Origin of the sequence: Martelella mediterranea, from assembly GCF_004342225.1 — a bacterium.
Taxonomy (GTDB): Bacteria; Pseudomonadota; Alphaproteobacteria; order Rhizobiales; family Rhizobiaceae; genus Martelella; species Martelella mediterranea_B.
Genome location: NZ_SMAR01000008.1, coordinates 1 through 18,876, shown reverse-complemented (window position 1 = coordinate 18,876; position 18,876 = coordinate 1). Strand labels below are relative to the sequence as shown.

17 protein-coding genes are annotated in these 18,876 nt (G+C 54.1%); 14 read left to right on the top strand and 3 right to left on the bottom strand.

Annotated features, from left to right (window positions below; genetic code table 11):
* Positions 1-37 precede the first annotated feature (37 nt).
* Entirely contained in the window at positions 38-1,429 is a 1,392-nt protein-coding gene (gene fumC / locus EDC90_RS07330; protein WP_132310049.1) for a class II fumarate hydratase, read from the bottom strand.
* Between the two features lie 341 nt (positions 1,430-1,770).
* Between fumC and EDC90_RS07325 the strand changes: the two genes are divergently transcribed.
* Positions 1,771-2,433 (top strand): aquaporin, encoded by a 663-nt coding sequence (locus EDC90_RS07325; RefSeq protein WP_132310047.1) that lies wholly within the window; start codon positions 1,771-1,773, stop codon positions 2,431-2,433.
* A gap of 11 nt (positions 2,434-2,444) precedes the next feature.
* On the opposite strand, the gene EDC90_RS07320 is transcribed toward EDC90_RS07325, so the two are convergent.
* Positions 2,445-2,726, bottom strand: coding sequence for a hypothetical protein (locus EDC90_RS07320; protein ID WP_132310045.1), 282 nt, complete (start codon positions 2,724-2,726; stop codon positions 2,445-2,447).
* Between EDC90_RS07320 and EDC90_RS07315 the strand changes: the two genes are divergently transcribed.
* Positions 2,719-4,557 (top strand): L,D-transpeptidase family protein, encoded by a 1,839-nt coding sequence (locus tag EDC90_RS07315; protein ID WP_132310043.1) that lies wholly within the window; start codon positions 2,719-2,721, stop codon positions 4,555-4,557. The two genes, EDC90_RS07320 and EDC90_RS07315, sit on opposite strands and share 8 nt — an antisense overlap.
* Positions 4,558-4,620: 63 nt before the next feature.
* Here EDC90_RS07315 and gph read toward each other — a convergent pair whose 3' ends face one another.
* Positions 4,621-5,292: a phosphoglycolate phosphatase gene (gene gph, locus EDC90_RS07310; RefSeq protein ID WP_132310041.1), complete on the bottom strand. Its 672-nt coding sequence runs from the start codon at positions 5,290-5,292 to the stop codon at positions 4,621-4,623.
* A 226-nt stretch (positions 5,293-5,518) separates the two neighbouring features.
* Here gph and rpiA point away from each other — a divergent pair, with 226 nt between their 5' ends.
* From rpiA to EDC90_RS07255, 12 genes are all read left to right on the top strand, one after another.
* Positions 5,519-6,217: a ribose-5-phosphate isomerase RpiA gene (gene rpiA / locus EDC90_RS07305; protein ID WP_132310039.1), complete on the top strand. Its 699-nt coding sequence runs from the start codon at positions 5,519-5,521 to the stop codon at positions 6,215-6,217.
* Between the two features lie 14 nt (positions 6,218-6,231).
* Positions 6,232-6,768, top strand: a complete 537-nt coding sequence (locus EDC90_RS07300; RefSeq protein ID WP_245510977.1) for a DUF2059 domain-containing protein — start codon at positions 6,232-6,234, stop codon at positions 6,766-6,768.
* A 133-nt stretch (positions 6,769-6,901) separates the two neighbouring features.
* Positions 6,902-8,290 (top strand): glutathione-disulfide reductase, encoded by a 1,389-nt coding sequence (gene gor, locus EDC90_RS07295; RefSeq protein ID WP_132310035.1) that lies wholly within the window; start codon positions 6,902-6,904, stop codon positions 8,288-8,290.
* Between the two features lie 310 nt (positions 8,291-8,600).
* Positions 8,601-9,464, top strand: a complete 864-nt coding sequence (locus EDC90_RS07290) for a LysR family transcriptional regulator (RefSeq protein ID WP_132310033.1) — start codon at positions 8,601-8,603, stop codon at positions 9,462-9,464.
* Positions 9,465-9,564: 100 nt separating this feature from the next.
* Entirely contained in the window at positions 9,565-10,944 is a 1,380-nt protein-coding gene (locus tag EDC90_RS07285) for a class II 3-deoxy-7-phosphoheptulonate synthase (RefSeq protein WP_132310031.1), read from the top strand.
* A 124-nt stretch (positions 10,945-11,068) separates the two neighbouring features.
* Positions 11,069-12,727, top strand: a complete 1,659-nt coding sequence (locus tag EDC90_RS07280) for an NAD+ synthase (RefSeq protein WP_207903871.1) — start codon at positions 11,069-11,071, stop codon at positions 12,725-12,727.
* Between the two features lie 30 nt (positions 12,728-12,757).
* The gene (locus tag EDC90_RS20855) at positions 12,758-12,898 is read left to right on the top strand and encodes a hypothetical protein (RefSeq protein ID WP_165972771.1); all 141 of its coding nucleotides are present in this window, start codon (positions 12,758-12,760) and stop codon (positions 12,896-12,898) included.
* Between the two features lie 163 nt (positions 12,899-13,061).
* Complete coding sequence (locus EDC90_RS07275) at positions 13,062-13,895, top strand: UDP-2,3-diacylglucosamine diphosphatase (protein ID WP_132310027.1); 834 nt, start codon at positions 13,062-13,064, stop codon at positions 13,893-13,895.
* Positions 13,896-14,098: 203 nt separating this feature from the next.
* Positions 14,099-15,256 carry an ABC transporter permease gene (locus EDC90_RS07270; RefSeq protein ID WP_207903870.1) on the top strand — a complete coding sequence of 386 codons (1,158 nt, stop codon included), beginning with the start codon at positions 14,099-14,101 and terminating at the stop codon, positions 15,254-15,256.
* 9 nt (positions 15,257-15,265) lie between these two features.
* Positions 15,266-16,081, top strand: a complete 816-nt coding sequence (locus EDC90_RS07265; RefSeq protein WP_132310025.1) for an ABC transporter ATP-binding protein — start codon at positions 15,266-15,268, stop codon at positions 16,079-16,081.
* An 8-nt stretch (positions 16,082-16,089) separates the two neighbouring features.
* Positions 16,090-17,463 carry an MCE family protein gene (locus EDC90_RS07260; protein ID WP_132310023.1) on the top strand — a complete coding sequence of 458 codons (1,374 nt, stop codon included), beginning with the start codon at positions 16,090-16,092 and terminating at the stop codon, positions 17,461-17,463.
* Between the two features lie 186 nt (positions 17,464-17,649).
* Positions 17,650-18,273 (top strand): ABC-type transport auxiliary lipoprotein family protein, encoded by a 624-nt coding sequence (locus EDC90_RS07255; protein ID WP_245510976.1) that lies wholly within the window; start codon positions 17,650-17,652, stop codon positions 18,271-18,273.
* Positions 18,274-18,876 lie beyond the last annotated feature (603 nt).

Sequence of the window (18,876 nt, the reverse complement as noted above, 5' to 3'; positions counted from 1 at the left end):
GCCGGGGCTTGTCATCTCAGGATTTCCGCACAGATGCTTACTTCGGTGCAATCATCAGTTCCGGACGGACCACTTCGTCATACTCTGCTTCGGTGACGAGGCCGGTGGCGAGCGCTTCCTCGCGCAGGGTCGTATTATTCTTGTGTGCGGTTTTGGCGATCTTGGCGGCATTATCGTAACCGATCTTCGGTGCCAGCGCTGTTACCAGCATCAACGAGCGCTCCAGACCGGCTTTGATGTTTTCTTCTCGGGCCTTGATCCCCGTGACGCAGTGATCTGTAAAGGATACGGCGGCATCGCCCAGAAGCTGCACAGACTGCAGGAAGTTATACGCCATCATCGGGTTGTAGACGTTTAGTTCAAACTGCCCCTGGCTGCCGGCAAAAGTCAGCGCTGCCTGATTGCCGAAGATATGCGCGCAAACCTGCGTCATGGCTTCGTTCTGGGTCGGGTTGACCTTGCCGGGCATGATCGAGGAACCGGGTTCGTTTTCCGGCAATGCCAGTTCGCCAAGGCCGGAGCGCGGGCCTGACGCCAGGTAGCGAATGTCATTGGCAATCTTGAAGCAGGCAGCGGCGGCAGAATTGATAGCCCCGTGCGAGAATACCATCGCGTCGTGCGCGGCGAGAACTTCGAACTTGTTCGGTGCGGTGACAAATGGCAGGCCAGTGATTTTTGCGACTTCTTCCGCAACTTTTTCTGCAAAGCCGACCGGTGCGTTGAGGCCTGTACCCACAGCCGTGCCGCCCTGCGCAAGGTGATACAAACCGGGAAGCGTCAGCTCGATGCGTTCAATCGCGGAAGCAAGCTGAGCCGAATAGCCGGAAAATTCCTGTCCCAGCGTCAGCGGCGTTGCATCCTGCGTATGGGTGCGGCCGATTTTGATGATGTCGGCGAATTCATTTTCCTTGGCGGAAAGGGCTTCGTGAAGATGCTTGAGGCCCGGGATCAGGTGGTGCGTAATCTGCTCGGCACAGGCAATATGCATGGCCGTCGGGTAGGTGTCGTTTGAAGACTGGCTCATATTGACGTGGTCGTTCGGATGAACCGGCTTTTTCGAGCCCTTTTCCCCGCCAAGAATTTCAATGGCGCGGTTTGAGATCACTTCATTGGCATTCATGTTGGACTGTGTGCCCGAACCCGTCTGCCAGACCACCAGCGGGAAGTGGTCGTTCAGCTTGCCGTCAATGACCTCTTGAACTGCTTCAACGATCGCATTGCCGATGTCTTGCGGCAGGCGGCCAAGCGCCATATTGGCCCTTGCTGCAGCCTGTTTGACAATGCCGAGAGCGCGAATGACCGAAAGTGGCTGCTTTTCCCAGCCGATCTTGAAGTTGCCAAGCGAACGCTGCGCCTGTGCGCCCCAGTAACGGTCTGCGGGAACTTCAATCGGGCCGAATGTATCGGTTTCGGTGCGGGTTTCAGTCATGTTTCCTCTACCTCTCTTCAAGCATTGCCGCATTGCGAATTCGCAAAACGCCATTGCGGCTTTATCGCCTCATGCAATCACGCGCAAACAGTGCATCTGTCAAGAAACAGTGTGAACTAATTCGATTAGAACTGAAAAATCGCTGTTTGCGCGGGGGCATTAAGAGATGTGATCCCTCGTTCATTGCCTGGACGTATTTCACCTGCCTTGAATAAATCCGAAACAATGTATTTAAAGCCTTGAGGTACGTCATTCAAATATGGGAACGAGTCACGCTATATCCGTTTTTAAAATGCACCGGGACGCAACGAGGTTTCCGGTCGGTTTGTTCGTGAGGGACAATGCGTACACTGACACGAAATCTGGCCGCAGAGTTTATCGGCACTGCTGCCTTGCTCACCGCAGTGATCGGTTCGGGTGTTATGGCTGATACCCTGGCGGGGGACGCCAAGGCGGTTGCTCTTTTCGGTAATGTGATTCCGACAATTGCGATGCTTTATGTCCTGATTACCGCGCTGCTGCCGGTTTCCGGTGCGCATTTCAACCCGGCTGTGACTGCCGTCTTCTGGTGGCGCGGGGAAATAGACCATCGAAACGCTCTTGGCTATATCGCTGTCCAGTGCGTTGGTGGCATTGCTGGCGTGTGTCTGGCCCATGCCATGTTCAGTCTGGATGTGGTGCAGTTTTCCATACATCCGCGAAACGGCTACGGGCAGTGGCTTGCCGAATGGGTTGCGACGTTCGGTCTCATGCTGACAATTCTGACCGTGCGCGAGACGCGTCCGGATTCCCTTGCCGTGGCAGTGCCGGTTTATATTCTTGCAGCGTGCTGGTTCACAGCTTCAACTTCATTCGCAAATCCTGCAGTCACTCTGGCGCGAATGTTTTCAGACACCTATGCGGGCATTCGCCCGGTGGATGTCGTTCCATTTGTGCTTTGTCAGTTGACGGGCGCATTTTCGGCACATTTTTGCGTCCTTGTTCTGGCGCCGTCAAAACAGTGATTCATCGTCTGTTAATCTATCGGCAATAAATTGATAAATTGAAAATCAGCATCGAATTCAACGCAAAGGGTGTTGTTTTCTTTCAACACAACCGGGAACAATGTCGCGATAGCATAATTGTTATTGGATCGACATGTGATCACAGGGTAGTGTTTCTCTAATTTAAGTTTGTTCTGATGGGGTGAGAAATTGCGCAAAATCCTTTCCGTTTGCGTTTCGTCGGTCGCTTTGGCGGTGGCGGTATCTGCGGTAACCGTTCCGAGTACAGCCAATGCTTTGACTTTGATGGACATTCTTCGCGGTCGTCAGAAAGAGGCTGATCGTGGCGCAGCTGTGCAGCAGCAGCAGCCGACGCAGGCACCAAAGCAGACACGGTCGTATTCCGTGCCGAAGGTCGCGCCACCTAAATATTATACCTACCGTGCAGACCCGATGCGCCTTGTCAGCATCAGCGAGATCAAGGATCCGGTTGTCACCGGTGCGATCGAGCCGGTTGAAAGCGCAGGCGAAGCGGAAAATGCTGAAGTCGCGTCGCTTGACACCGGAACGGCCAGTGATGCCCTGGCTCAGGAAACATCTGTTGCAATCGCTCACGACGATCCACGCCAGTATCTGACGGATGCGAAGGTCAGGGCAAACGATGACATCGCGTCAGCTCTGGAACAGTATTACTCCAATGGCGGAGCGCTCATCTGGGTTTCCGACGGTGAGATTACGCCTGCCGCCAAAAATGCGCTCAAAGTTCTGAGTAACGCCGCTGAGTACGGGCTTGATCCCGCCGATTATCAGGTTGAAGAGCCCGACCTTACGATGGCCGAAGATGACGCAGCGCGTGAAAAAGCGTTGATGCAGTTCGAGCTTGTGCTGTCAGCAGAGGCACTTTCCTACATGCAGGATGCCAAGCGCGGGCGTGTGGATCCGAATCGTATTTCCGAATTTCATGATCTGCAGCGTACGCCGGTTGATCTGTCTGCGGCGATTGAAGGTCTTGAAGCTTCCGACGACGTGACGGCGTTTATGGAAGACTACAACCCGAAAAGTGAGCGCTTCGCTGAACTGAAAACGGCGCTGGCGAAGATTCGCAACAGTGATGAGTATGTCGAGCCGATTGTCTTTTCGCCGGGCACCTATATGCATCCGGGTGAAGATGAAGCCGAACTGCCGAAAGTCGTTAAGGCCATCTGGCGCAAGAGCCCGTCTGAATTCCGTTATGATCATTCCGACTTCTTCGCAAACTACAATGGCGAAACCTCTTACACCGGTGATGCTGTTGAACTGGTGAAGGATTTCCAGCGCTCACAGGGGCTTTACGTTGATGGCGTGATCGGGCCGAAGACGATTTCCGCATTTGATGTGGAAACCAATGCCGACAAGCTTGAGAAGCTCGTGACATCGATGGAACGTCTGCGTTGGCTGCCGGACGATTTTGGCCCGCGTTATGTGTTCATCAACCAGCCCGCTTATCGCGCCTATTATCATGATGACAATGGCGAAAGTTTCGATATGGGCGTGGTCGTCGGCAATCCGACCAATCAGACCTACTTCTTCCGTGATGAAATCGAAACCGTGGAATTCAATCCTTACTGGGGTGTGCCGCGTTCGATCATCATCAACGAATATCTGCCGAAGCTTCGGGCGAACCCGTCCTATCTCGACCAGCGCGGTTTTGAAGTCAGCTATAACGGTCGTCAGGTCTCATCAGCTTCGGTGAACTGGGCTTCTGCGCCAATGGTCGATGTTCGTCAGAAGCCGGGCCCGAGCAATGCGCTGGGTCAGCTGAAAATTTTGTTCCCGAATGATCATGCGATCTACATGCATGATACACCGCAGAAGAAGTATTTTGAACGTGACGAGCGTGCACTCAGCCATGGCTGTATCCGCCTGTCCGATCCTAAGAAAATGGCGGCCGCCGTGCTCGGCGTTCCGGAAGCTGATATCGACGCGGAAATTGCAACGGGCGTGAACACGCCAGTCGAGGTTCCTCAGCAGTTCCCGGTTTATGTATCCTATTTCACCGCGTGGCCGGATGCGAACGGCGAAATCCAGTACTACGACGATGTCTATGATCGTGACATGTATCTGGAGCGTGCTTTCGACGCTGAAAGTGATGCACGCCAGAGCTGATCGTTGAATGAAAATAAGATAACTAAAAGAGCGGGGCGGCTGTGCAACCCCGCTCTTTCTTTGCTACCCGATGAGTTCTTTTATGAGCGCTGACGTTAGCTGGTCGTAATGATTGATGAGCCTGTCGGCGCCAAGCTCTTCAGGCGGGCGATCAGCATAGCCAAAGCTGACAGCTATAGCGGCCACCTTTGCGCCCTTCGCAGAATCGATATCATTGGAGCTGTCTCCGACCATCACCGTGCGTGCGGCATCGCCATTTGCACGTTCGATCGTGCCCAGCACGTGGCGGGGATCCGGCTTGCGGAAAGGAAAAGTGTCGCCGCCCGTGATCACTTTGAAGTGATGTGTGAGATCCAGCCCTTCCAAAAGCGGCATTGTCAGGTTTTCGCGTTTATTTGTGCATACGGCCAGATCATAGCCTGTCGCTTTCAGACGCTCCAGCGCTGCAACAATTCCGGGGTAAGGGCGGCTTTTTCCCGGCATGCCTGCCCGATAGTGCTCCGTGAACCGCGCAAAGCAATTGTTGAAGGTTTCTTCATCGAGCGTCGTCTTGTGGTAGTCGAACGCCCGTTCAATCATCACTCTGACGCCCTTTCCCACGAGAAGGTTCAACTGCTCAATTGTGAAAGGTTTAAGGCCGGCTGGCGCGATAGCGTGGTTCAGGCTTTCGATAAGGTCTGGTGCTGTATCGACAAGCGTGCCGTCCAGATCGAAAATGACAAGTGAAGATGACATGCGTTTTCCTCAGATAATCAGGGGAGGGATATGTGAGGCTATGAAAGCCGTATTTGCGTTTTGCGGTTTAATCTCGCTCGTATTGCTATAGATTGCAGTTTCTGAACAGTGCCGTTTAAAACGTGTGCTCAGTAAACATGAGCCACCGGGTTGTTCAAAGGGTCTTTCGTTTACCGCCTTCGGCGTGTAAACACCTTGGCATTAATCATATGGGAGCATGTGACGCATGGACGCGCGTCAGTTAAAGGTCAAAGCTGCCGAAACGGCTTTAGGATATGTCGAAAACGGGATGCGCCTGGGGATCGGTACCGGCAGCACAGCCCGTGAGTTTGTCACACTTCTCGGTGAGAAGGTGGCCCAAGGATTCGATGTGGCGGGTGTGCCGACCTCCGAAGCGACGGCGCGTCAGTGCCTTGAGCTTGGGATTCCGGTCAAGTCGCTTGATGAAATGCCAGAGCTTGATCTGACGATTGACGGCGCCGATGAAATCGATCCGTCGCTCAGTCTGATCAAGGGCGGCGGCGGAGCTTTGCTGCGCGAAAAAATCGTCGCATCGGCATCGAATCGCATGATCGTGATTGCGGACGATAGCAAGGTTGTCGAAAAGCTCGGTGCGTTTCCACTTCCCGTTGAGGTCATGCCTTTCGGGCTGGAGGCAACGCGACTGAAGATTGAGCGATATGCGACCGAGCTGGGCCTTTCAGGTGCTCTTAACCTGCGCCGATCAGGTGACGGACCGTTCATGACCGATGGCGGTCACTATATTATTGATGCATCATTTGGCCGCATTCCGGATGCACAGGCTTTATCAGACGCGTTGAATTCGATTCCCGGCGTCGTCGAACACGGCCTGTTCATCAACATCGCTACGTTGGCGATCGTAGCGACGGACAGCGGCATTCGCACATTGAAACCAATCGAGTAGACAGGAGTTCATTGATGAATTTTCCAGCAAAGGTCGGCCGATCTGTGGCTGTCGCAGTCGTCGCGCTTGCCGGACTTGGCGTTTTTTCTTCGGCATCCGCGCAGGATGCGACGCCGGAACATCTTGAAGCAGCGCGCAATGCGCTTGATGCGCTCGGCATAACCGAGCAGTTCGACGAAATCCTGCCGAATCAGGCTGATCTTGTTCAGTCGCAGCTGACACAGGTGTATCCGAACTATCATGAGATGATTGATCAGGTCGTGACCGATACAGCTGTTTCCCTGGCCTCGCGTCGCGGTGATCTCGAAAACGAAGCTGCGCAGATCTATGCTAAGATCTTCTCGCAGGAAGAACTGGTAGCTCTTGCTGATTTCTACAGCTCTGATGTCGGCAAGAAGTTCATTCAGTATGGCCCGATTGCGGCCCGTGAGCTGAGCCAGGCCGGTGACATATGGGCACGCGGTATTGCCCGTGATCTCAATGCACAGGCACAGCAGGAACTTAGCCAGCGGATTGCCGATCAGAGTGGCGGTGAAAACGCCTCTGAATAGGTCCCTGTTTTGGGGTGGTTTCCGGTAAATTATAAAGCCCGCCCTCGCGGGCTTTATTTTTGCAATACGGGACGCCATATGCCCTACCGATCATGCGAAGTAATTAAATGATATTGCGCGAAGGAGCGGACGGATGAGCACTTACGATTTTGACCTTTTTGTTATCGGCGGTGGCTCGGGTGGTGTGCGTGCTGCACGTCTTGCCGCGGGTATGGGCAAGCGGGTTGCCATTGCTGAAGAGTATCGCTTTGGCGGAACCTGTGTCATCCGCGGTTGCGTGCCTAAGAAACTGTTCGTCTATGCTTCTCAGTTCCCTGAACACTTCGAGGATGCGACCGGTTACGGCTGGAGTGTGGGAGAGCGCAGCTTCGATTGGAAGGCGCTGATCAGCGCCAAGGACAAGGAAATCGCGCGTCTTGAAGGCCTCTACAGAAAGGGGCTTGAGAATGCGGGGGCTGAAATCCTCGAAAGTCGCGCTGAAATCATCGGGCCGCATCGTCTGCGCCTTGTATCTTCCGGTCGTGAAGTGACGGCGGAGAAGATCCTTGTGGCTGTCGGTGGCGCACCAAACCTTCATCCGGAAATGCCTGGCTCGGAATTTTGCATTTCCTCAAATGATGCATTTCATCTGGAAGAACTGCCGAAATCCATCGCGATTACCGGTGGCGGCTATATCGCGGTCGAGTTTGCCAACATCTTCAACGGCCTCGGTGTCGAAACGACGCTTATCTATCGCGGCGAGGAAATTCTTCGCGGCTTCGATATGGATATGCGAACCAATTTGCGTGAAGCCATGGAGCAGAAGGGCATACGTGTGGTCTGCCGTGATACCATCCTTGATGTGGCGCAGGCCGCAGATGGCCGTCTGAAGGCTGAGACCAAAAACGGGCATGTTTTCAATGTTGACAAGGTGATGATGGCGCTAGGCCGTTCACCCAACACAAATGGTCTGGGGCTTGAATCTGTCGGTGTCGAGACGGATGCCAAGGGAGCGATCAAGGTTGATCAGTATTCGCGTACGAATGTCGATTACATCTATGCGCTTGGCGACGTGACGGATCGTGTTCAGCTCACCCCTGTCGCTATTCATGAGGCAATGTGCTTCATCGAAACCGAGTACAAGGACAATCCGACAACGCCGGATCATGACCTGATTGCAACCGCTGTCTTCTCGCAGCCTGAAATCGGAACCGTAGGGTTGTCTGAAGACGAGGCCGCTGAACGCTTTGAGGAACTGGAAGTTTATCTGGCCAAGTTCCGGCCGATGAAAGCAACTCTTTCCGGGCGTGAGGAAAAGACGGTCATGAAACTGATCGTCAACGCAGCGGATCGCCAGGTCGTCGGTGCGCATATTCTGGGTCACGAGGCGGGCGAAATGGCGCAGCTTGTTGGTATTGCCCTGAAGGGCGGCTGCACCAAGGATGCCTTTGATCGCACCATGGCCGTTCACCCGACCGCGAGTGAAGAGCTTGTGACGATGTATAACCCAACCTATCGCGTTAAAAATGGCGAGAAGGTCTGAGGTTTTCAGCGCCTTGATCTCAGCAGTTTGCTAAACAGAGGAACTGTCCATGAAAGGCCGCGCCATTCTTCATTTTCGAGCGGATCGGAAAGAGGATGGCGCGGCTTTTTCTGCAAGGGTGTCTTTCGAGACAGTGTAAACCAATCAATCATTTTTGACCTCTTCGGAATGAGATGACGATGATTTACGCTTTGAAGCAGAAGCGTTGTAGCTTCAGAAATGAAAGCGCTGTTTCATTCATGTATGCTTTGCGCCGTGTGCAAGCAGCGCTATAGATTCAGGTTTTTGAAGGCTTAATGGTGAGGGCGGAATGGCAGAGGCAGGCTGGGATGATCTTCACCTGTTCTACGTGGTGGCCGAAACCGGCGGCCTGAGTTCCGCTGCACAGCGCACCGGGATATCCGCCCCCACAATCGGGCGGCGAATGCTGGCGCTGGAGCGAACGCTGGGCAGGGCATTATTCGTCAGGTCCAAGCGCGGCTATCAGCTGGCTCATGATGGTGAAATCCTGTTTGAGCGCGTGCGTGCGATGCAGAATATTGCCGAGGATATTTCCGAATGGCATCGCCATGCCTTCGCCCTCCCGGTTGTTTCCATAGCTTCCGATCTGTGGCTTTCCGGTTTCATCGCCAGCCACATCCAGGATATTCGTGGGGCTGACGACAAGTTTCGCATTTGCAGCTGTTCTGCCGGTCCATCGCTTGATCTGACCTTTCGTCCTGCCGATGTTGCGGTTCTTCCCACCCGCCCGGACAGCGGTAATCTGGCTGTTCGCCGCTCGGTCAGTATGTCTTATGCAGTTTATAGACCGCGCGGATCCGACGTGGGGGATCTGCCCTGGATCTCGGTCGCCACGGCCTCAGCAGTGACGCCGCCCGATCGGTGGGTTTTTGAAAACCATGAACCGGGGATCATGACGTGGACAGAAGAACGGCATCTGGTCGCCGAGCTTATTGCAAGTGGTGCCGGACGTGGCGTTTTGCCCGTGCATCTGGGTGATGCCAGCCCAATGCTGAAACGCGACGGAGACGTGATTGAGGAACTGACCCACCCGCTTTTTATTGTGGCAAACGATGATGATCGCCACCGGCCGGAAGTGCGCACAGTGATTGAGCGTGTTGCTGATCTGCTGAAAGCGCACCGTGAAGTGCTTGCGGGTGGTTTCGAGGCCTGACGTGCGGGTATACAAAAAAGGCGGAAACGTCTATAAGCCCGCGTCTAAGGGAGTGAGGCAGGCCCGCAATGTTCCGGGCCGCCAAGTTTAGGTGATGACAATGGATAGTATCAATAACTGGACCCCGGGTAGCTGGCGCAAGAAACCGATTCTGCAGGTGCCAGAATATCCGGATCAGGAGAAACTCGCCGAGGCTGAGGCTTCGCTCGCTTCCTATCCGCCGCTGGTCTTTGCCGGGGAGGCGCGCAAGCTGAAATCGGCTCTCGCCGAAGTGAGCGAGGGAAGAGGTTTTCTGCTGCAGGGTGGTGACTGTGCGGAAAGCTTTGCCGAACATGGTGCTGATACAATCCGTGATTTTTTCCGTGCCTTTTTGCAGATGGCTGTGGTGCTGACGTTTGGAGCGCAGCAGCCGGTGGTCAAGGTTGGCCGCATCGCCGGTCAGTTTGCCAAGCCACGCTCTAAGCCGGATGAAACGATTGATGGCGTGACATTGCCTAGCTACCGCGGCGACATCATCAACGGTATTGATTTTACCGAAGCATCCCGTGTGCCTGATCCCCATCGTCAGATCATGGCCTACCGCCAGTCTGCCGCAACACTTAATCTTCTGCGCGCCTTTTCCATGGGCGGTTATGCCAATCTGGAAAATGTACATCAGTGGATGCTCGGCTTCGTGAAGGACAGCCCGCAGGGAGAACGCTATAAAATCCTGGCAGACCGGCTTTCTGAAACCATGTCGTTCATGCGCGCGATCGGCATTCGGGCCGAGAGTAATCATGCCCTGAGCGAAACTGATTTCTTCACCAGCCATGAAGCCCTGCTTCTTGGTTACGAGGAAGCGCTCACGCGCGTCGATTCGACCTCCGGTGACTGGTACGCCACCTCTGGCCACATGATCTGGATTGGCGACCGCACGCGCCAGGCAGACCATGCACATATCGAATATGCGCGTGGTATCAAGAACCCGATTGGATTGAAATGTGGCCCGTCCATGGATGAAGATGATCTTCTTCGTCTGACGGATATCCTGAACCCGGACAACGAAGCCGGACGTCTGACTTTGATTTGCCGTTTCGGGCATGACAAGGTTGCCGAGCATCTGCCGCGCCTCATCCGTGCCGTGGAGCGGGAGGGCAAAAAAGTCGTCTGGTCGTGTGATCCCATGCATGGCAACACGATCACGCTCAATTCATACAAGACGCGTCCGTTTGAGCGCATTCTTTCCGAGGTTGAAAGCTTCTTCCAGATCCATCGCGCTGAGGGCAGCTATCCCGGCGGCGTTCATATCGAGATGACTGGCAATAACGTAACAGAGTGCACCGGCGGTGCCTGGGCGCTGACGGGTGAAGATCTGCATGATCGCTATCATACCCATTGCGATCCGCGCATGAACGCCGATCAGGCGCTGGAGTTGGCCTTCCTGATGGCAGAACGTATGAAGAGCGCTTACGAAGAGAAGAAACTCGCAATCAACGCTTGATCCGAAGGGCCCTGCGGGGCCTTTCTTTTTGCGTAGAATCGCCTGCTTGATGTTTGATTTTTGCGGCAAAACATGGTGTCCATGAAACCGCAATGAAGCCAGTGAATAAGCGGATGTCATGACCATGGACCGGATGAAAATCGCCCTTGCCCAGCTGAACCCGACGGTCGGTGATGTTGTCGGTAATCTCGAGAAACTGCGTCACGCACGCAGGCAGGCGAAAGAGCAGGGCGCTGATCTTCTTCTTTCAACCGAGTTGTTTTTATCTGGCTATCAGCCAGAAGATTTGGTGATGAAACCTGCATTTCTTGAAGCCTGCCGAAAGGCGGTGGATGATCTGGCTGCGGATACTGCCGATGGCGGACCCGGCATCATCGTTGGTTTTCCGCGCATGGGCGAAAACGGCCGGCATAATTCGGTGGCGCTGCTGGACGGCGGTGAAGTGGTCGCAATCCGTGACAAGGTCGACCTGCCAAATTACGGTGAGTTCGATGAGAAACGCGTTTTTATACCGGGAGATATGCCGGGGCCGGTGAACTTTCGCGGTGTGCGCATTGGTATTCCGATCTGTGAGGATATCTGGGGCGATCTCGGCGTCTGTGAAACTCTGGCAGAAAGCGGCGCAGAGCTTCTCCTGTCGCCGAATGGCTCACCCTATTATCGCGGTAAGGTCGATGTCCGCCATCAGGTCGTGCTGAAGCAGGTGATCGAAAGCGGATTGCCGCTGGTCTATCTGAATACGCTGGGCGGACAGGATGAGCTGGTTTTCGATGGTGGTAGCTTTGGCTTCAATGCGGACAAAACTCTTGCGTTTCAGATGCCGCAATTTACCGAAGAGCTACGGCTTTGCGAGTGGGTTCGTGGTGACGAGGGCTGGCGAATCGAAGGCGGTGTCGTCTCTGATCTGCCGGTAGGAGAGGAATCAGATTATCGCGCCTGCGTTCTTGGCTTCGCGGACTATGTAAACAAGAATGGTTTCAAAGGTGTCGTTCTTGGCCTGTCCGGCGGTATTGATTCTGCCCTGTGTGCGGCCATCGCTGTCGATGCGCTTGGCACTGAACGTGTTCACTGTGTGATGCTGCCTTATCGCTATACGTCTGATGAATCGCTCAAAGATGCAGCCGATTGCGCGAAAGCACTTGGTTGCCGCTACGATATCGTCCCAATCGAAGAGCCTGTGATTGGCTTCCAGTCGGCGTTGTCTGATCTTTTCGAGGGCACGGAAGAGGGGATCACAGAAGAAAACCTGCAAAGTCGTACGCGCGGCACCATTTTGATGGCGATATCGAACAAGTTTGGTTCGATGGTTGTGACCACCGGCAACAAGTCGGAAATGTCCGTTGGATATGCCACGCTTTATGGCGATATGAATGGCGGTTTCAACCCGATCAAAGACCTATACAAGATGCAGGTTTACGGCGTTTCTGCATGGCGCAATACGAAACGGCCGGAAGGTATGTTCGGGCCAGAGACAAATGCCATTCCGCAGAACATCATTGATAAAAAGCCATCTGCTGAACTTCGGCCGAACCAGACGGACCAGGATTCACTGCCGCCTTATCCGGATCTCGACGATATTCTGGAGTGCCTTGTTGAGAAAGAAATGTCGGTCGACGCGGTTGTTGAACGTGGTCATGACCGGGAGACCGTTCATCGTGTTGAGCATCTTCTTTATATTGCCGAGTACAAACGGCGTCAGTCTGCGCCGGGCGTAAAGATTACCCGCAAGAATTTTGGCCGGGACCGTCGTTATCCGATAACCAACCGGTTCCGGGATCGCTGATGCTTGTTCAGGCCGGTGAAGGAGACGGAAATGGGCAGTTCTGTCGAAATCCATGGTCTGAAAGCCGGTCAGTCACGTGTTGTTTTTCAGTCTGATGCATTGATTGAAGCCCCAAACAGGGCGCCTGACGGGCATGCTTTCGCTTTTGTCCGCTACAGTAAAAATGCCTGAGGGCTGGAGTTTTCTATCGTTTTACGGGGAAAACAACGGTTCGACCACCGGTTTGCGGGCGTCTGGGCAAATTGTCATCAAGTTGAAATAAGACTCTGCTTTCAACAGCCTTATCCATGCAATGCATCGCAAGCGCCTGAAACAGGTGAACGGGACGAGGCCAATGGAACCCAGGAAATTCAGAACGCTTTTCATTTCTGACGTGCATCTCGGCTCTAAGGCTGCGAAGGCAGATTTTTTGCTCGATTTCATGCGGCATCACGAGGCTGACACGATCATACTCGTGGGCGACATTATTGATGGCTGGCGCTTAAAGCGCAGCTGGTACTGGCCTCAGGCTTTCAATGACGTTGTGCAGAAGATGTTGCGCAAAGCCCGCAAGGGCACGCGTATCGTCTACATACCTGGCAACCACGATGAATTTCTGCGCGATTTCCCCGGTACACATTTTGGTGGTGTGGAAGTTGCAAAGCAGATGATCTTTGAAGCTGGCGACGGCCGCAAATATCTGGTTATCCACGGCGACGAGTTCGATGTGGTCGTGCGTCATGCCCGTATCGTTGCCTATCTGGGCGACTGGGCCTACGACACTGCGATTGCCATCAATCGCGTTCTCGCTACGATCAGGCGCAAACTCGGCATGCCCTACTGGTCATTTTCGGCCTGGGCAAAACTACAGGTCAAACGGGCCGTTAATTTCATCGGTGAGTTTCAGCGGGTGGTCGTTGAGGAAGCCAAGAAACATGATGTTGATGGCGTTATATGCGGGCATATACATCACGCCGTGATCGATGAGATGGATGGCATTCGCTATATCAATACCGGTGATTGGGTGGAAAGCTGCACCGCAATTGCAGAGCATCATGACGGTACGTTCGAATTGATCTCCTGGCATAAGATCGTTGGTGTCTCGGAGGAGAATGAAGAAGAGCGGGTCGTTGACGAAGACTTGTCTTCGCTGCTTGCCGCTGCCAAATCAGATGAAAGGGCGGCCTGACAGGCTGTTCAAATTCGCGCTACCGCGCCGTCATCCGTCCCAGAAGATATTCAAAAGGCTTGCATTTTAACGTGCGGCATGGAAAGCCTTGTTTGATTGAGCACGAAGGGGACGCAGAACGGAGCACCGTAACCGTTTGCGCTGATTACCCCGATCGTGTTTGCTGAAAGCTTTCAAACTGGCTGAAACCGGAAAACGATATTTTGCAGACCGCAGACGAATCCAATGCTTCGCTGACGATTGAGCCCGCAGACGCAGGGCTTAAACTGCGGCTTTCCGGCGCATGGACGGTTTTCAGTGCGCGCGCGCTGGACGAGGAACTCGAAAGCTCGGCGTCGGAACTCAAAAAAGCTGGCAACGGCAAGGCCGAAATCGATCTGAGCGGCGTGAGCGAAGTGGACACCGCCGGTGCATGGTTGGTCCGTCGTGTCGAATATGCATGTCATGAAGCTGGCCTTAAGCCTTCGCTTTCCGGAATGAGTGACCGCGTCGCGGAGTTGATGGAAGCTATTCCCGACGCTTTGCCGGAGCCGGAGGCAAAGCCTGCGGCCGAAACTGGATTTTCAAAGCGCGTTCTGGAACCGATCGGTAAGTCCGGATATGCCGCCGCGCACGATCTTTCAAATGGTCTTGGCTTTTTCGGGGCGCTCTTCGTCGGTCTTTATGACCTTGTGACGCGCAAAGCCGGTGTGAATATGGCTGCCGTCGCCTCTCAGCTTGATCACGCTGGTGTCCGTGCCGTTCCGATTATTGCGCTGATGTCTTTCCTCGTGGGGGGGATTATCGCCCAACAAGGTGCCTTTCAGCTCAGCTATTTCGGGGCTGAACTTTTCGTGGTGGACTTGGTTGGCATTCTGCAGCTTCGCGAGATCGGTGTGCTTTTGACCGCGATTATGGTGGCGGGCCGCTCCGGCAGTGCGATTACAGCTGAAATCGGTGCCATGCGGATGCGCGAAGAGATTGACGCGCTCAGGGTCATGGGGTTCGATCCGATTGCCGTTCTGGTTTTCCCGCGCATGCTGGCGCTGCTGATTGCGCTTCCACTTCTGACAATTGTCGCAAATTTTTCGGCGCTTGCAGGTGCCGCACTGGTGGTTGATGTCTATTCCGGTATTACCTTTCAGACGTTTCTGCAGCGCCTGAATGAGGCTGTTGATATGTCTTCTGTCGTTTCCGGGATGGCAAAGGCACCGTTTATGGCGCTGATCATCGCCATTGTGGCGTCACTTGAAGGCATGAAGGTCGGAGGCAGTGCAGAATCCCTTGGACAGAAGGTGACGGCTTCGGTTGTCAAATCCATCTTTGTCGTGATCGTTGTCGACGGCATTTTCGCAATCTTCTACGCATCGGTTGATTTTTAAGGAGACAGAGTGAGCGCCGGCACGCAGACATTGCAGAAAAATGATGGCGAACCAATTCTGTCCGTGCGCGGCCTTACCGTTGGGTTCGGAGGGCCGACTGTGCTTGAAAACCTCGATCTGGATGTTTATCGCGGCGAGATTCTCGGCTTCGTTGGCGGATCGGGAACAGGCAAATCGGTGCTGATGCGCACCGTGTTGCGGCTGAATGCGCGCCAAGCGGGTACGATTGAAATTCTCGGCAAGGACTTTGATCGAGTCACATATGGTGACCGGCTTGGAATCGATATGCGCATTGGCGTTTTATTCCAGCAGGGGGCATTGTTTTCCGGGCTTACGGTTCTGGAAAATGTGCAGGTGCCGATGCGCGAATATCTTAATCTGCCTCAGTCGCTGATGGATGACCTGGCGCGTCTGAAGATTGAGCTGGTCGGTTTGCGTCCGGAGGCCGCAGACCGATATCCATCCGAGCTTTCCGGCGGTATGATAAAGCGCGCAGCTCTCGCTCGCGCTCTGGCGCTCGATCCCGATCTTGTCTTTCTGGATGAACCGACATCCGGCCTTGATCCGATTGGCGCCGCGGAGTTTGACGAACTGATTGCACGCCTGCGTGACACGCTTGGCCTTACCGTTTATATGGTCACGCATGATCTGGACAGCCTGCATGCGGTCTGCGACAGAATCGCGGTACTGGGAAAAAAACGCGTGCTGGTGGAAGGCACGCTTGATGATATGCTGAAATTCGATGACCCTTGGGTCCAGAGCTACTTTAAAGGAAAACGGTCGCGGGCGGTTTTTAACACTGGCGAAGATGGCCGGAAGGACTAACAGCAGGTATGGAAACCAAAGCAAATTATTCCGTCGTCGGATTTTTCATTCTGGTGGTTCTGGCAGCCGGTGCTGGCTTTATCTATTGGATGCAGGAATATGGTCGTCAGGGACCGGTGGCCGAGCTGGTCGTGCGTATTCCCGGCTCCGCCAACGGTTTGAGTATCGGGTCGCCAGTTCGCTTTAATGGCATCCAGGTTGGTTCGATCAAGAAGTTGCTGATCGATCCGAAGGATCCGCGTTACACGATTGCCAACACGGAAGTGAAGGCCAACACACCGGTTTATACGAGCACAACTGCGAAGCTCGAGCTTCAGGGGTTGACGGGCGCCGGCTATATTGAGCTGTCTTCAAATGGTGCGGAAAAAGGACCGAATATTCTGCAGGAGGCGATCGATAACGACACCTATGCAGAACTGACAGCCGATCGTTCAAGTCTTGCTAATCTTCTGACAACCGCAGACCGGATTATGAAACGTCTGGACAGCACAGTTGGTCAGGTGCAGGGCGTCGTTGATCAGATGAGCGGGCCGCTGACAGAGACGGTTAAAAATGTCGAGAGCTTCACCGCTGTGCTGGCCGACAATTCTGATGAGATCGGTAATTTTCTGCAGGCGGCAGGCAAGCTTTCCGATACTGTAGACGGGCTTTCCTCCAGTCTTGATACGACACTGGCATCACTTAACAAGGTCATCGAGGCTGTCGATCCGGATCAGGTTTCTACAATCATCGACAACGCTGGCACGATTACAACGAATGTCGCGAGTGCGTCCAAGAATCTTGACAGCGTAATAGATGAATTCAGTGGTGCCGTTGATACCTACAGGCAGTTCGGTGCAGAAGCCGACAAGGCTTTCAAGCGCGTCAACGAAATCGTAGACGCAGTCGATCCGCAGAAAGTCGGGAGTTCGGTTGACGATCTTGCAGAAGTGCTTGCTGAATCGAAAGCCGCTGTTGCCTCGATCCGGCAGGTTGCCGATAACGTCAATGCGCGTTCTGATGACATCGACAATGCCATTGCCAATGTTAGTGAGCTTTCGACCAAACTGAATTCTGCCTCGACGAAGCTGAATACCGTCCTCACACGTGTGGATGAAATTCTGGGTTCGGATGACACGGAATCGCTATCGGACCAGGCCCGTGCCACATTGACGTCCGTTCAGCAGGCCGCCGAAACGCTTAATGCCCGCATCGGACCGATCCTGAACAATCTGGATAATTTCTCCGGTTCCGGGCTGCGTGACGTACGTGGCCTGATCGATGATACGCGTCAGACTGTGAATTCGCTTGACCGTACATTGCAGGAACTGAGCCGCGATCCGCAGCGTCTGATTTTCGGTGGGCAGGATGTGAAATCTTATGATGGGCGCAACCGCTACTGAATGAAATCACGCTCCCGTCTTTCGAATGACGGGGCATGGCAGAAAAGGGGTTGAGATTTCAGTCTTTTTTATGTTCAGTGGCTGAGCGCTATCCGTTCGGAGGGGATTCCGGAGCGGGTGACGGTATAGTTATCATGGAGCGGACAGGCGTTTTGCCATGAAATGTTCGCCGGAAGGGTCAAAGTAATGATGGGTGCGGCGATTGAGAAAGCAAAGACCAAGGCAGGACCGTTTTTGGTCGCCGGGCTGGTCGTTGCCACGCTTTCCGGCTGTGCGCTGCGTCCCAACAATGACACGTTTGATCTGACAGCGAGTGCGGGAACGGTTTCGGCGGAGCGCGTTCGCGCCCGCAACCTGCAGATCCTGGTCCCCAAACCATCGGCGTTGCAGGCGCTGGATAGTCGTAATATCGTTGTTCGTCTGGGCGGTTCAGAGATCCGGTATCTGGGCCAGGCACAGTGGAGTGATCAGCTGCCGTCTATCATTCAGGCACGGCTTGTTGCCGGTCTTGAAAATACTGGCCTCTTCGGTGGCGTCGGTATGCCGGGCCAGGGGCTGGCGATCGACTACCGGGTCATTGTCGAAGTGCGTGAATTTGCGGTGGATGCGACCGGTCCCGGCGCCGCCAATGTCACGCTTTCAGTCAAGCTTTTGAACGATCGTACCGGCGTTGTTACAGCTCAGCGGTTGTTCAGCACGAGTGTTGCTGTGAATGCCAGCAGCTCTAATGGCGTTCTCGTCTCTGCACTTGATCGGGCGTTTGCCGATGCCCAGACAGAGATTGTGGCCTGGATTTCTTCAGAAATCTGAACGCCAGAGGGGTTTTCCTTTTTCGGCCTTTCTGTGCCTTGTTGAAAGGCTGCGGATTTTCCCACGTATTTTTCTTTGATTGAGTAACGCTGTGTCGCCCTACCAATGCGAGCGAACTTAATGACTTCGCTTCTTCTGTTCCACAGAATGGTGAGAGCACCCGCCCTTTGCAGGCGGTGTCGTGCGTTAAAACATGTCTGAACCCTCTATAGACCTGCCCCTGACGCTATTGAAAAATAGAAATTCACTATCATGTCCCGAACATTTTTCCTTGGAATGGTAACCACCTCCAAAACAGGGATATGAAAATGGATCCACTAAATAACGCGCAGCAGGCAGGGCAGCAGCCTGCTGCAAACCCGGCCCCCCAGCACCCTCCTGTCCGTCAGCATGCTCCGTTGAGGCGTACAGCGAATGTTGATCAGCAGCAACAATACCCTCCGCTAAGACGTATAGTGAATGTTGACCAACAGCAACAAAACCCTCCGCTAAGGCGTACAGCGAATGTTGGACCTGTCACGGTTTCGTTCCGCCCCAGGTTCTCGTTTAAGCCACTTTCCGTTCGAAAGCGACGGGGCTTTTCCAGCCCAACGCTGAGTGTCG